Raw genomic sequence first — 14,131 nt, 5'->3', positions numbered from 1 at the left:
ATTATGTCTCGGGTGGTGCGGGTTATGCCGCCTGCTGGTGAGGGTGAGCGGGCTTTTTCTCGTGTTGGCGTGATGCGTAAGATCGTGTTTTATGGTTTGGTGTTTTTAGCTGCTTTTGCTTTTGGTTGGCTGGTCTTGTTTGATGATTTACGACCTTGGGCACGTGAGCGTATACTGGGGGGGCCCATCGCTGAGGTGCAGTCTGGTTTAGTGGTGTGGTGTTTTTTGTGGCGGTTTGAGGATGGTAAGGGTCGTCCTGGGTTTTGGTTTGTGTTGTTGTCCTTACCGGTCATAATTTTTTTTGGTGTATGTTTTGGTTCTATTGCGCGTTCTGATTTTGGTGTGTGGCGTTGGGTGATGGTGACGGTTGGTGTGTTGGTGGTGGGGGCTTTGTCGTGGTTTCGGTTGGTGCCGTTGGTGGTGCGTAATAGGTTGGGTGCTGGGGCTGTGATGGTGGTGTCGTGTGTGTTGCCGGCGTGGATGTTGGCGAGGGGTTCTGGTTCTGCTGGTGCTTCTTTGTTTTGGTGTGCTTCGGTGGGGTTGGTTGGTGTGTTGTGGTTTTTGCAGGATTTGTGGGCGATTGATCAGTGTGTTGATGCTGGTCGTGATGCTCGGTTTGAGTGGTTGGCTGCTTGGGCGTTACTGTGCGATTTAATTTTATTGGTTGCTGCTTTGCTGCGTTCCACTAGTGATAGTGATAATGATTAATGCCTGCTGTACTGGTTATGGCTTGAGTATTGGTTACAATGGTTGTGGTCTCGGGGGAGGGGTGCTGTTCGTTGCAGTGATGCACGAGGCAGTATGAGCTGACAGTGCAGTAGGTAGGTAAGGAGGATAATATGTCTATTGCCTTATTGGAAAACAGACTTCCTCGAGTAGGAACTATGAAAAGTTCTGACGCTATGTATGATGCGACCTTGCAGGAGTGCTTGCAGAGGCCTTTTTATCTGTTTGCTCGAGGTAAAGGGCGTGCTTGTCGTAAAGAGATATGGGTATTCGATATTTTTGTTGCGTGTGCATCCTATGCCCTGTGGTCTGTATGTGACACAGGGGCATGGTTTATTATTCCTATTGTGGCGTCGGCAATATGTCTGATTCCTCAATATGCTTTAACCGTGAGGCGGTTACATGATCTTATGCTCTCGGGTTGGTGGGCAATGCTTCCGTGGGGCTTGAGCCTGGGATCATATACAGTTTTTTTCTGCTGGGCAGTGGTTACGCCAGATAACGGGCCTTACTCGTACACTGTGCCCATGCTTGCTCTGCTAGGCATGACATTAGGTTTGCTTGTGAAATTGGTGATGATGTGCTTTCCTTCCCGGCACTATAAGCCAACAGTAGACAATGGTGCTGTCAGTTTGGATTTGGGCTATGACAATCAGCCGATGTTGATTAAAAGTACTAACCATGATCATTTACGTAATGAATTCGAAGAGGTAAGGGGTGCAAATGAGTGAAAGTATTGCGCAACAGCCGATAAGGGATGATGCACTTTCTGTTAATGACCAATTGATGCAGCAGTTGCCTGTTTCGTTAGCTCAGGTGGCTAAGCTGCTTGCTGAGCGTGGAGTCCCCATCTTCGTTGATGCTGAAGGGGGTTCTGTCCTTGCGACGCTCATTGAAGGTGAGATTCTCTTTATGGTAAATGAGAATATGGATACGATCAGTTTTAGGGGTCTATGGAATCGTGTTTTCAGCTCTGCTCGCTATCGTAATGCTGCTGATACATGCAATGAATGGAATGCGTATGGCACATGGGCTCGAGGGTATGCGAGTGAACCAAGCGTGGATGAGAATAGAGCTGTTAGAATGTTTTGCTCAGGTCAGATTATGAACGATGACCGAGATGATGTGATGGGAATGAGGATTGATGATGTTCTCAATGTCTCACAAATCTTTTTCAGTTGGTTGGGGGAGCAGTACCCAGATCCTATACGTATTCCTGATGCGCCATATGGGAGGAAAGCATAGCTATGGACCACAGTATGAATGAATCTACTAAAGCCGTTGTTACCAACAGCAGAATCAAAAAGTGGTTGGATGGGCAAGGGTTCCATGTTGAGTATCATGACAATGCTTGGATTGGTTTGTGGGATACGACCATGATTTCATTTGGCATTGATGGGGATAATAAAGAATACTTAGTTATTCGTGCTTCGACCAATCACAGTCATCCCAATGACCAACGCGATATTCTTGAAGATGCTTGCAATGCTTGGAACAGGGAATACGAAGGACCTACAGCATATATTGAAAGTTCAGATGACGGTCTGACTTTCCGAACGATTATGGCTATGAACTGTTGCGGTGGTATAGACGATAACCAGTTCGACAGGCTCATGAAGTTTGGTATGGCGGGTTCAGACAGTTTCTTGCGATTTGCGGAAGGCCAGCTGTCTACTACAAGGTGAGTGAGAATGAAAAGCAGGATCAAGCGTAACCGCAGAGCCGGTACCTGTACATTAACTATTCACCCATCTCGTGCAGAGTTGCCCGATTTTGCTTTGGCTCAGGTCTTACTCACTGGCAAGTATGCTGACTATTTACTGCCGTTTGTGTATGAAGGTGATCGTCAATCTGCCCGCTTTTACTATGATTTGACAAACACTGTATCTTTGTCTCATCTCTTGCGAAAGGGTATGACCGCTGAACGTTTTGCCGGTAGCTTGCGTGCGGTAGAGAATGTAGTTCGAGTTTGCCAGGCAGAGCAGGCTAGGCTGCAAACCATTCTTTGGCATCCAGACTATATATATTTTCTGGGTGATGATGCAATCCCACGAATGGTTCAGGTTCCCATTGTTGATGGACCAGCGTTTGAGTCTAATCCTTTATCCTTACTGAAGATACTTAGTCAAAAGGATGCCGAAACGTTTGGTTGTCAATCGTGGGCAGATGAACTCAAATCGTTTCTTAAGTGCCAGGTGGAGTTTGATGCAAGTGCTTACCATGAAGTGTTGTCATCAATACTTCCCCTGGGTGAGCTTTCGGTATTGCCAGAACAACAGCACACAGACTCAGAGCATGCTGGCGAACCTGAAGGATGTAATCAGAAACAGACAGGAGATGCTGATTCCATACCCGATTGTGTAGATGTTGATCTTGATAAGGAGGACGATGGTCCACAATATTCGGAAACTATCCTGAAATTGCCAGGGGCACATGAACAGGGTACGCCAGCATTGACTGCAAGCCAACATAAAGATGTGCAAGGTAGATCTGTATCTGATTGCTCATATACACAGGGCGAAGAAGCCAATGCTTCGTCAGTTGTAGATGAGCATAATGAGGACGACGAAAAACCTACTAGTCTATGGGTTGAAGACTCTCCACGCTTCCGGGTTACAAGAATTAGGGATGGTCGTCAGGTAGTGTGCCATCAGCCTGTAGCAACTATTGGAAGGTCAGCTAGGGCAGATATTCATATGGGAGGCAACTCAAATGTCAGTAGAATCCACGCGGAAATACGGTGCTTGAAGACTGGCGGCTTTGAAATCACGGATAAACATTCCTCTAATGGAACAAGGGTTTCTGGAACGTTCATTGAACCAGGTGTCACAGCACGCATTGATCAATCTGGAGCATTTTCCTTGGCGGACTCTGATTTTATTATTGAGACGATTGACTAACAGTGTCTGAGCTGTGACGGGGGCCTGTTAACCAGATTATTTCAATATCATTGAATAAAGGCGCTCGATGAATCCTCGCTATATCGAGGCTACTCCAATGCTATAGGGGGCAGGTGGGTGCATGATCCGTTATAAAAATGCAGGTAGTGCCGTTAATGGCTGTTAGTTTGCATGTTCTGTCAGCTTATGTACAGTATGCTCTCAGTCTTGAGTACAGTAGGTAAGTTCTCGTCTGTCTGAAATAAATAGTGATAAGGCTTTATATGTGGGCTATAATGTACAAATAAATTGTACAAATAATACGTACAATGTGTATCAGTGAGGAGTAATTACTATGAAGACTACGTTGAGTGTCGCAGCAGAACCTCTCACAAACAATACTGAAACGGTAACCAATGCTGGTATGCTCCGGGCTATGGCAAGTCCGATTCGTATGAGAATACTCGGTGTGTTGCGCATACATGGCGAACAGACCGTAGGACAGATTAGTGAGCAGATACATGAAGCTCCAGGGTCGGTTAGCTACCATCTTGGACGATTAGCAGACGCTGGTCTTGCACAAGAGGTGGAATCGTCTGACTCGGACCGGAGAAAAAGTTGGTGGCGGGCTTGTCAAAGTTCAATCTATATAGATGGTTCTAATGCAGTAAATGCAGGTGACAAGGATGAAGCAGTGGATTTATTTCGTAGATCTGCCGCGCTTTCTTATGAAATGGCTTATGAACGTTTTCTGGATACAGTTCCTAAACTGCCTGCCGAATGGGTGGCAGCCTGCACCAGTGAGGATCATGTATTACAGCTCACTGTAGAAGAAATGCGACTCATGCTTTCAGAGCTGGCTGATGTCATTAGTCGGTGGAAGGTAAAAGCACAAGAAGGCAAGAAGAACGATTCCGATGCTCGGACAGTGGCCCTTGTCCTGCAAGCATACAGGTGGATTCCTTAAGTTACTAAAGGAGAGGGAAAGATGGCGGTTGACGCTGGTGTGGAAAAATCTCAATTCTGGTGGAAGACTGCTGGATATATTGCCTGGTTTACTGCCGATACCGCCGCGGCAGCGGGTTTGTCCTTACGTGTGTTAGCAATAAGTTTGATTGGTTATGCGGTATCAGGCTCTACCCTTGCTGCCGGTTGGCTTGGGACTGCTTCGATGATTGCCCAACAAGTACTAAGTGCATTTGGTGGTACTTTTGTGGATAGGCACGACCGTAAGCTGTTGATTATTATCAATGCCATCGTGGGACTGTTAGCATGGTCGAGTGTAGCTTTGCTTATTGTGCTGAATGACCTGTCGTTTCCTGTTCTGCTAGTGATAGCGGTCGTGACCTCAGCAATTAATGGTTTTCTCAGTAGTGCCACCGAAGCAATGCTGAAGTCGATTATTGACATACGCAACTATCCAAAGGCACGTAGTCTCAATGAAGGGCGTGATGCAACGATCGCTATGGCAGGTAGTCCTATTGGAGGTTTCCTCTATAGTCTTTATCCGTGGTTGCCATTTGTTGTTTCTGCATGCCTGTATGCAATATCAGGCGTAGCAGCGACGACGATTCATACTGCGGCAAGTAGAAGTCAAGAGAATATCGAACAGGTAGATAGGCAGAATCGCAGCTCGTTCATGCAAGATTTTGTTGCAGGTTGGGCATGGTCGCTCCATAAAAGACGACTCGTAATAATACTTGCTGTCGCCGCTCTCATTAATTTTGGGGTAAATGGTGTTCAATATGCTATCCAATTACAGTTGGTTTCAGGCAATACTCATGCAACACTCATAGGCTTGATCAGTGCCGGCATATCCTTAGCTATGCTGGTGGGTTCTGTTATAGCAGGGAAACTTAGTGATAAGATTCCGGTGGGTACAACGGTCTGCATTGCCTTCCTATTTATTTGTGTATGTGTGGTGCCTATGGTGTTCACAGATACATATTGGATAGTACTGCTTTCGAATTCTTTGATGGGAATTCCTTTTCCTATTATCAACGCGATGCTCCTAGGTTTTGTGTTTGCAAAAGCACCTGTGAACATGCAAGGTCGTATCGCTACAACCTTGACTGTTCCTGCACAAGCACTGTCGTCCTGTTGCAGTGCTGTAGCAGGGGCACTGTTACCGCTTCTGGGATTTCAACAAACTGTCCTATTGTTCTTGCTTGTTCTTATAGCTAGCTGTGTACTCGTAGTCTGTTCTCCGTCAATTCGCAGTATTCCCTCGTCGAAAGCTTGGGCGCAAACAACTTTGTGAACGCAGCAATACTAGAGTTGTCGAAGGTAATATGGGGGCGCTCGATTATCGTTGTTAGCTGTTGGGGAGACGCAGTATCTTCTGTTTACAACAGTGCAAACTGTGAGAGCAAACGTAAGCATGTTTTCCTGCTTTTTTGTTATTCGTTGAAAATTGTTCTGGTAAAAAAATGCTAGCGGTCTGCGATATTCGCGGTATAATAAATAGTGAACATCGGGGAATAGTGTTCGCATGGAACTGCAAGTCATATTGCTAGTTCATGGACAAGGAAGTGCCACATGCAATTTGCATACGACAATAAGGTCGATGTGAATAATCACAGTTCAAAGGAGACGGTATGCCTCAGACAATTAAAGCTTCCATAGCTTATGGTATTGGTAAGGGATTTGCTCAGCCTGAAGACATTGTTATTGATGATCCTATTAAGTCTGAAGTCCTAGTGGACGTAAAGGCTTCTGGCCTATGTCATTCTGACCTGCATCTTGTTGAAGATGATGACAAGTTCTTCCCCTTCCCAGCAGTGATAGGTCACGAGATTTCCGGTATTGTTGAGGCGGTAGGACCAGAGGTTAATGGGATCAAAGTCGGTGACCGAGTTGTGGCTTCCTTAGAAAAGGTTTGTGGTCATTGTGCTAACTGCCTCAAAGGTCAACCACAATCCTGCACCCAGCAGAAAGAGTGTGTGCGAGCAGAAGGAGAGCCGCCACGTCTTTCATTCCCCGATGGTCGACCTCTGACTCAAGCATTTGGTACTGGCGGTTTTGCTGAGAAAGCGCTCATCCATGAAAATCAGCTGGCTGTAGTCAACGATCAAGTTGATTGGGCTGAAGCGGCTTGCATTGGTTGTGCCACTATTACTGGAGCAGGCGCTGCTATTAACACCGCGCATGTACGCCCTGGAGACACTGTGGCTGTTATTGGTACCGGTGGTATTGGTCTCAATATCATTTCCGGTGCTAGAATTTGCGGGGCGAAAAAGATTATCGCCATAGACGTGTTTGACAATAAGTTGGAATTTGCTAAGAAGTTCGGTGCCACAGACGTTATCAATTCTAAGAATGAGGATCCTGTAGCTAAGGTCCGTGAGCTCACCAATGGTGGTGTGGATAAGGCTTTTGAAGCTATCGGTATGGAAATGACCATGAAGCAAGCCTGGGATATGTTAGCTGTTGGCGGTACTGCTTACCCAATTGGTTTAGCAAAGCCAGACGCTACGATCTCTCTAGAGATTAATCCTGCCGACCTCTTGGTCCACCAGCGTGGATTCAAGGGTGTGTGGATGGGATCTACCAATATTAAGCACGACATCCCCATGTATGCTGATTTTGCGGTCGACGGCAGGTTGAACATGCATGACATCATCACTCAGCGTATCAAGCTCAGTCAAATCGATGAGGCATACGAGCAACTGGTCAAAGGTGAAGTGATCCGTTCTGTCATTACAGATTTTAGCTAATTTGTAGGTTCTTGCTGAGCCCTGAATGTAGCAGATGTTCAGGGCTCAGTTTGTTGCATAACGATAAGGCACTTGATAATGATCTAACCGGAACTCCTTCGGTGTTCTCTCATATTCCTACTTGAAAGCTGCTATAAAACTACTTGTGTTTGGAAAACCTGTATATCTTGCTATTTGGCTGAGGCTTTCTTGAGTTCTCAGTAGTCTGTCTTGTGCATCTTCTAGTCGTAGGTGAGTCAAATAAGCTTTAAAGGTCCAGCCAGTTGCTTTCTTGAAGAGTCTACTAAAGTGTTCTCTGCTGTAGCCAAAATCTGCTGCCACTTCGCTTTCTTTAAGATTTTCTCCGTGATAGGTTTCCAGATATCCCAAGATTTCCATGACTACATTGTTTCCGCTCCGCACTGATTCAGGTTTACGTACGCCGACAGTTAGCCTTGTATAAGCCAGGTGTAGCAACTGATAGAGAGCAGCATTTAACAAAAAACCTGAAGCAGTGTCTTGCTGTTCATAGAGGTTGTTAACGTCTTTCATGAGTTCATTTAAGCGAACCTTAACCTGGGTGTCAGCCTTTAGAGATTCTAAGGAAAAAAGTGCGCGATCAGCGAAGGGGTAGATCTTACTAACCATTTCATTATTGAAGGTGACGGATACAATACGGACTGGTCCGTGTCCGGAATCCAATGTAGTGGCCTGATGGAGTTGGTAGGGGCTAACGAGCAAACTGTCGCCATCTAGCAGGAGATGATGGTGCCCATCAACGGTAAATAAGCCTCCACCGTGAATAACATGTACAATTTCCATGCCGTGATGCCAGTGGGCATGGGCTACCTCGCTATTGCTGGTATGGATGATAACTAAGGCAGGATAACCCTCAGGATACACATCTTCTTCTAGATAATCAGGGTTGATAAGGGTATTGTAAGCGCGCAATAGCTGTCTTTCTGTTCCCATGATGCCTCCATTGGCTTTCCATATTCATGATAAATCACAATTTTCATCAAGTCATATCACCAATTACATATTTTGGTAGTAAGAAAACAGATAAATTAAAAATACGATGTGTCATGACAACAAAGGAGTAACCATGTCACATAATATAGAAAAACCTTCATCGCGCAATGACGTGGTCGAAGTTATCAATCCTACCGTTCGACGTCGTATTATCATGGTTTGTCTGGCAGGAGCTACTGGAGGACTCTTGTTTGGCTATGATACTTCAGTTATTAACGGAGCAGTCGATTCCATAGCAGGAACTAAATCCGGTTATGGCTTAAACAACTTTATGAGTGGTATTTCCGTTTCAGCAGCCTTGTTGGGCTGTGTATTAGGTGCTTGGTTCGCAGGAAGACTAGCAGATAAGTTTGGTCGGGTTAAGATCATGCTTGTTGCTGCTTTATTGTTTATTTTCAGCTCTATAGGCTCTGGGTATGCTCCAGAAATATGGACTTTCCTTATTGCTCGTATTATCGGTGGGGTAGGAGTGGGATTTGCGTCTGTAGTTGGGCCTGCTTATATAGCTGAGGTTTCGCCGACTACAATGCGTGGTTTCTTGACCAGTTTCCAACAGTTTGCAGTAGGCATAGGAATGTTAGCTTCGGTTCTTGTTAACAACTTACTCGCAAAAAGCTCAGGAAGTGCTGATACCATTTTCTGGTTAGGGCTACCAACTTGGCGGTGGATGCTCTTGATGATGTTGATTCCCGCTGTCATCATGTTAGTGGTTTGTCGTAACCTACCAGAGTCCCCGCGCTATCTGGTGATGAAGGGGCGTGATGAAGAAGCTGCCAACCTACTAACAAGTTTGAATGGTGTTGAAAATCCTCAAGCCAAGATTCAACAAATACGCCAGTCTGTTGGCGCAGAGACAACACCACGTCTTGGTGACTTAAAAGGTAAGACTTTCGGACTCAAAAAAGTTGTATGGGTTGCAATTGCTGTTGCTGTATTCCAACAGTTCAATGGGGTCAATATTATTCTATATTACGATTCCAGCCTCTGGCGTTCGTTGGGTTTTTCGGAACAGCAGGCATTGGATATTTCTGTCATACGTTCGGTCGTGGCATTTGTTCCTATGATTATTTCAATGCTCTTGATTGATCGTATTGGACGTAAGAAACTGTTGGCTTTTGGTTCTGGTGGTATGGCAATTTTTTTGTTTGTTGCATCAATCGGTTTCCATCATTCTATAGCCACCAGCACAGGAGTAAGTTTAACAGGCATTTGGGTACCAATTACCCTGATTGCTGTCTACCTCTTTTACTTCATATTCTGTGGAACTTGGGGTCCAGCCATGTGGGTTGTTATTGGTGAGATTTTCCCTAACAACATTCGAGCCATGGGTGTTGCAGTAGCTACTGCCTGTAATTGGATTGGCAATTTCATAGTGTCCACCTCCTTCCCCTGGCTTCGTGATGGGATCGGCACGGGTAATGTGTACATGCTCTATGCAATATTTGCGGCTTTAAGTTATATTTTTGTGCTCAAAGCATTACCTGAGACGAACGGTGTAGAACTAGAAGATATGAAGGCTGAATAATGAGGGACGTCATGGTGAGTGATGAAGAGCGTAAAGTCTATTCGCAGTGGACTGAAGTCGATGGTGATTTGACTGCATGTGACCCTGATACGGCTCATATTATTCTTGAATCCCGCCTCATGTTCTGTAAAAATGATCGTTCTCGTAGCAAATACTGGTCTATTCCTGACGGAGTAGATTGCCTGAATGATCTTGCTTATCAGGAGGACGGTCTACGGTCGCACAAACTAGACCTTTATCTGCCTCATGATGCAGTGTTAAGAAACGGAAAGTCACTGCCAGTTTACATCGACATCCACGGTGGTGGGTTCATGTATGGACATAAAGAACTCAACCGAAACTTCTGCACACACTTAGCGAAGACTGGTTTTGCGGTATTTTCGATAAATTATACGCTTATGCCTCAAGCAGGGTTCATGGAGCAGTTACGGGAAGTTGAACTTGCATTGGCGTGGATCAAAACTCACTTGAACCAGTACCCGGTGAGTCAAGATCGGGTGTTCATTACTGGTGATTCCGCTGGAGCTACCTTGGGATTGTATGCCTTAGCCATTGAGGGCTCAGAACAGTTTGCTCACACCTTGGATATAGCTCAGTCTCAATTACATCCTATGGGTGCCGCTTTTGTGTCTGGCTTATTTAACCTGAATCCCTATGTATCCATGCGACCAGGATCTTTCACTCCAGAAGGTCTTGAAACTGATGGGCTCAAGCTTCTTGCACCGAACTTTTTCCGCACATTTAAGGAAAACGGGGGAGAGCAGCTAGCTAATCTGAGCTATATCACAGCAGAAGCTCAGTTGCCTCCTATCTTCTTGAACACCAGTAGTGATGATTTCCTCCAAGCTGAGACACTGAATCTGGCTCTTGCGTTGGACAAGCAGGGGTGTGAATTTGAACTGCATGATGTGCATGTTGGTAAGACTCAGGTGCTTGGTCATGTTTACCCAGTGGCTATGACCTGGTTGGAGGAAAGTCAGCAGACTCTTCAAGAAATACAAGCATTTTCGTATAGTTTGTTGTAACAGAATGCTGACTTTAGTGGGCAGAGGCGAGAAGTATAAAGAAGGGTGGGGCTTGGTCTTGCAATAAGTACCAAGCCCCCGGTCCTTTAGTTGACCCGTTTGATCAGTAAGACGCAAATCGCGGAGAGAATTGTCATGACTATGGCTACTGGGAAAACGAGATTGTATCCGCCCGTCATGGCTACAATCGTGGAAGTACAGACTGAACCGATAGCTTGGCCTGCACAGGTGGCTATATTGATAAATCCAAGGTCTTTTCCTGCGGTTTCTCTGTTGGGGAGTACATCAACATTCAAAGCTTGGTCTACTGCTGAATACATCCCATACCCAAAACCTGCAATACCGGCGAACAATACCATCCCAAGTGGTGATTTGAGAATCCAGGGCATGGCTATACCGATGGCATAGAGAGTGCAAGCAAAAACAATAGGTGGTTTGCGCCTTTTGATGAGGTCAGATATAGGTCCCGATAGTGCTGTCGCAATAAGGGAGACCACCATAGTAATAATTGACATGGTAGCTATAGTTGCCCCAGCTGTGGTTTTATCTTGACCTATGTGGTCTTCCAGGATGTAAAGCTGGTATGAGGTAATCATCTGATAGGCCACTAGAAGGCCGGTTCTGCACAAGAATGCCTTCCAGAAATCTGAAGCGCCCTTGATGGGAGGTGTGAAAGCGTGAATAATGACTTGTCCGATAGGTTCGTTTTTGCGGGGCTCCTCCTTGTTGGGTAACTCGCGAGGAATGATAGCCATGGATAGCCAGCCGGCCAGTAGAAGTGCGATTCCAGAGACTAGGAAGCCAACGTTTGTTGAAGCAATAAACATTGAGGCCAACAAGTTTCCAAGGCCTTGTCCAATAACAGCACCACCACCGAATGCGGCTGAAGCAGTAGCTCTGTCTTTTTCTGGCACACGATCGGAGAGAATAGCGGTAATTGGAGCGATCATCATGTTGAGGCCAATCAACGACACGCAATATGCTACACCGACACCGATTCCTATGGTGGGTAAACCTGTCATATAAAAGCAGATGCCGCAGAGAAGGGCACCGCTGACTATCCAAGGGGTACGTTTACCGAATCGTGAACGAGTTCTGTCTGACATTGCACCGATGAAGACGTTGATAAACATCGATAGGACAGCACCTACACCATTAATTTGGCCTAACAAGGTACTTGGGTCAGCAATGCCAATATCTTTGAGCCTTTGCGGCATGAGTACACTCGCGACCATGGTAAAGCCTACGTACAACAGAGTGTTATATACAAAAAGGCCGATAATGTAGCGGGCTGTAGTTATTCGTGAGTGACCAGCAGCTCCTTGTTCAGAAGCACCTTGCCCTTGAGAAGAGTTGTCGTTTGTCATGAATTATTCCTTGTTGCAAACAGTTGTGATGAAAGAAAGATGTACTGTCGTATTCGTCATTGGGCTAGCAAGATCCAGGCAGAGGTGTCTTGTGGTAGGTGGCCTTGCTCATCCAAAGGTTGTGATGTCAGGAGAATTTCGCCTTCAGGCAGCCCCACTGGCTCACTACCGAAGTTTGTGATGTTAGCCCAACCATTGGCTCTTGCATAGGCGATGACACCACCATGTTGGCCATTAGCGCCATCTGGTTGGCTCGAACTATGGTCGTAGTCCTCCAGCCACCGCAAACTTGTGTCGTTGGTCTGGTAACGATGGCGTAGAGCCAAGACAGTTCGGTAATGTTCAAGCATTGATCCTGGTTTTCCGTTTTCAGCTGCAACAGAGTAGTCAGCAAACCAGCTCGGTTGGGGGAGGTGGGCTGGCGCACTAGGTTGCCCATTGGCTTGCGTTGACGGTGAGAAGCCGAAGGAATGGTCTGGGGTCGAAGTCCATGGCAGTGGTACCCTACTACCGTCCCGCCCCTTCTTGGATAGATTCTGGGAAGTCCCGAATGCCCATGGATCTTCTAGCTGATCCCAAGGAATATCTGCTACTTCAAACAATCCCAGTTCTTCCCCTTGGTAAACGTAAGCCGAACCGGGGAGTGCCATTTCTAACATAATGGCAGCCTTGCTACGTATGGTTCCCAGCTGGCGGTCTTCGTGGTATGTGCGCCCGTTTCTTAAGAGCCAATCATTGGCTATTGCATGGTAGAGGCCATTGTCGGTAGATACCTGAGGCAGGGCATACCTACTGGCATGTCGAGGCACATCATGGTTGCTCATAACCCATGTTGACGTTGAACCATTGGTTCGTGCTGCTAGATCAATGCCGTCTTGGATGGCCTGGTGAAGTTCATCGCGTACCCAGTTGCATTCAGCAAACTCGAAGTTAAAAACTTGTCCTAATTCATCTGGACTGGCATATAAATGCTGACGAGAAACTGGAACCCAGGCTTCACCAACGGCAAAGCGCGCAGGTTCGTAGCGGTCAAAGACTTTGCTGCGCCATTCCTTGAAAATTTCATGGACTTCGTCGCGGTCATAAACAGGGTGGGTGCCGTCATCAACAGTCACATGCATGACGTCCATGTCATAGTCATCCAGGTCGTCTCGGTCTAGGTCCTTGGCTAAACCTTCGGCTACGTCGATTCGAAAACCATCGGTTCCGTGGTCGCACCAGAAGGTGAGGGTCTTAAGGAAATCGTCCCTTACTTCGGGGTTGTCCCAGTTGAAGTCAGGTTGTTCTTTGGTAAAGAGATGTAGATACCACTGTCCGTCAGGGACGCGGGTCCATGCAGGACCGCCGAAGTTGGCAGACCACTTGGTGGGTGGTAGTTCGCCATGCTCACCCTTTCCGTCTCTGAAAATGTATCGATTACGTGCAGCGGAACCTGGCTCGGAGTTAAGTGCTTCTTGAAACCATGGGTGCAAGTGAGAGGAATGGTTGGGGACAATGTCGACAATCACTTTGATGCCCTTAGCATGGGCAGCCTCCACCATGGCGTCAAAATCGGCCATAGTGCCTAGCTTGGGGTCCACGTTGCGATAATCCTGAACATCGTATCCTCCGTCGGCTAGTTCTGAGGGATAGAAGGGGGAGAGCCATATAGCATCGATACCTAGTTGTGCTAAATAATCCATGCGGCTGGTAACGCCGGCTATATCGCCTAAACCAGTGCCAGTGGAGTCAGCAAATGAGCGTGGATAAATTTGATAGACCGCAGCTTGCTTCCACCAGAGATCAGCTTGAGTGACAGCGCTTGCATTATGTGTAGAATGATTGATAGAGGGCATCGGTGTTCCTTATCGTTGACAGTTTATTGTGGTAAAAGGTAAGTCGT

The 14,131-nt window shown here is 46.4% G+C and carries 13 protein-coding genes; 10 read left to right on the top strand and 3 right to left on the bottom strand.

All coding sequences use genetic code 11. From position 1 onward, the window contains the following. The 8 genes from BOCO_RS07505 to BOCO_RS07235 all read left to right on the top strand — a co-directional run. The coding region (locus BOCO_RS07505) for a hypothetical protein (RefSeq protein WP_158520437.1) at positions 1–708 on the top strand (708 nt) is incomplete at its 5' end. A 131-nt stretch (positions 709–839) separates the two neighbouring features. Further along, the gene (locus BOCO_RS07265) at positions 840–1,457 is read left to right on the top strand and encodes a DUF805 domain-containing protein (protein ID WP_094723674.1); all 618 of its coding nucleotides are present in this window, start codon (positions 840–842) and stop codon (positions 1,455–1,457) included. After that, positions 1,450–1,971, top strand: coding sequence for a type III secretion system chaperone family protein (locus BOCO_RS07260; protein ID WP_094723672.1), 522 nt, complete (start codon positions 1,450–1,452; stop codon positions 1,969–1,971). Before BOCO_RS07265 ends, BOCO_RS07260 begins: the two co-directional genes overlap by 8 nt. A gap of 2 nt (positions 1,972–1,973) precedes the next feature. Beyond that, positions 1,974–2,411: a type III secretion system chaperone family protein gene (locus BOCO_RS07255; RefSeq protein WP_094723670.1), complete on the top strand. Its 438-nt coding sequence runs from the start codon at positions 1,974–1,976 to the stop codon at positions 2,409–2,411. A gap of 6 nt (positions 2,412–2,417) precedes the next feature. After that, positions 2,418–3,626 carry an FHA domain-containing protein gene (locus tag BOCO_RS07250; protein ID WP_094723668.1) on the top strand — a complete coding sequence of 403 codons (1,209 nt, stop codon included), beginning with the start codon at positions 2,418–2,420 and terminating at the stop codon, positions 3,624–3,626. 334 nt (positions 3,627–3,960) lie between these two features. Beyond that, entirely contained in the window at positions 3,961–4,572 is a 612-nt protein-coding gene (locus tag BOCO_RS07245) for a winged helix-turn-helix domain-containing protein (protein ID WP_094723666.1), read from the top strand. Positions 4,573–4,593: 21 nt separating this feature from the next. Further along, complete coding sequence (locus BOCO_RS07240) at positions 4,594–5,865, top strand: MFS transporter (RefSeq protein ID WP_094723664.1); 1,272 nt, start codon at positions 4,594–4,596, stop codon at positions 5,863–5,865. A gap of 337 nt (positions 5,866–6,202) precedes the next feature. Continuing rightward, entirely contained in the window at positions 6,203–7,321 is a 1,119-nt protein-coding gene (locus BOCO_RS07235; protein WP_094723662.1) for a zinc-binding dehydrogenase, read from the top strand. Between the two features lie 117 nt (positions 7,322–7,438). Here the strand turns inward: BOCO_RS07235 and BOCO_RS07230 are convergent, their stop codons facing one another. Continuing rightward, positions 7,439–8,272 (bottom strand): AraC family transcriptional regulator, encoded by an 834-nt coding sequence (locus tag BOCO_RS07230; protein ID WP_094723660.1) that lies wholly within the window; start codon positions 8,270–8,272, stop codon positions 7,439–7,441. Positions 8,273–8,405: 133 nt separating this feature from the next. Here BOCO_RS07230 and BOCO_RS07225 point away from each other — a divergent pair, with 133 nt between their 5' ends. Both BOCO_RS07225 and BOCO_RS07220 read left to right on the top strand, forming a co-directional pair. After that, a complete protein-coding gene (locus BOCO_RS07225; protein WP_094723658.1) occupies positions 8,406–9,857 on the top strand; it encodes a sugar porter family MFS transporter in 1,452 nt (483 codons plus the stop codon). A gap of 11 nt (positions 9,858–9,868) precedes the next feature. Next, a complete protein-coding gene (locus BOCO_RS07220) occupies positions 9,869–10,882 on the top strand; it encodes an alpha/beta hydrolase (RefSeq protein WP_244568789.1) in 1,014 nt (337 codons plus the stop codon). 86 nt (positions 10,883–10,968) lie between these two features. On the opposite strand, the gene BOCO_RS07215 is transcribed toward BOCO_RS07220, so the two are convergent. Together BOCO_RS07215 and BOCO_RS07210 are read right to left on the bottom strand one after the other, a co-directional pair. Further along, a complete protein-coding gene (locus BOCO_RS07215) occupies positions 10,969–12,249 on the bottom strand; it encodes an MFS transporter (protein WP_094723654.1) in 1,281 nt (426 codons plus the stop codon). 56 nt (positions 12,250–12,305) lie between these two features. Next, positions 12,306–14,084 carry a glycoside hydrolase family 13 protein gene (locus BOCO_RS07210; protein WP_094723652.1) on the bottom strand — a complete coding sequence of 593 codons (1,779 nt, stop codon included), beginning with the start codon at positions 14,082–14,084 and terminating at the stop codon, positions 12,306–12,308. Positions 14,085–14,131: the final 47 nt, after the last annotated feature.

The sequence above is a fragment of the Bombiscardovia coagulans genome, assembly GCF_002259585.1.
In the GTDB taxonomy this organism is placed as follows: domain Bacteria; phylum Actinomycetota; class Actinomycetes; order Actinomycetales; family Bifidobacteriaceae; genus Bombiscardovia; species Bombiscardovia coagulans.
Note: the sequence above shows the minus strand (reverse complement) of the source record. Positions and strands in the feature narration are given on the sequence as shown.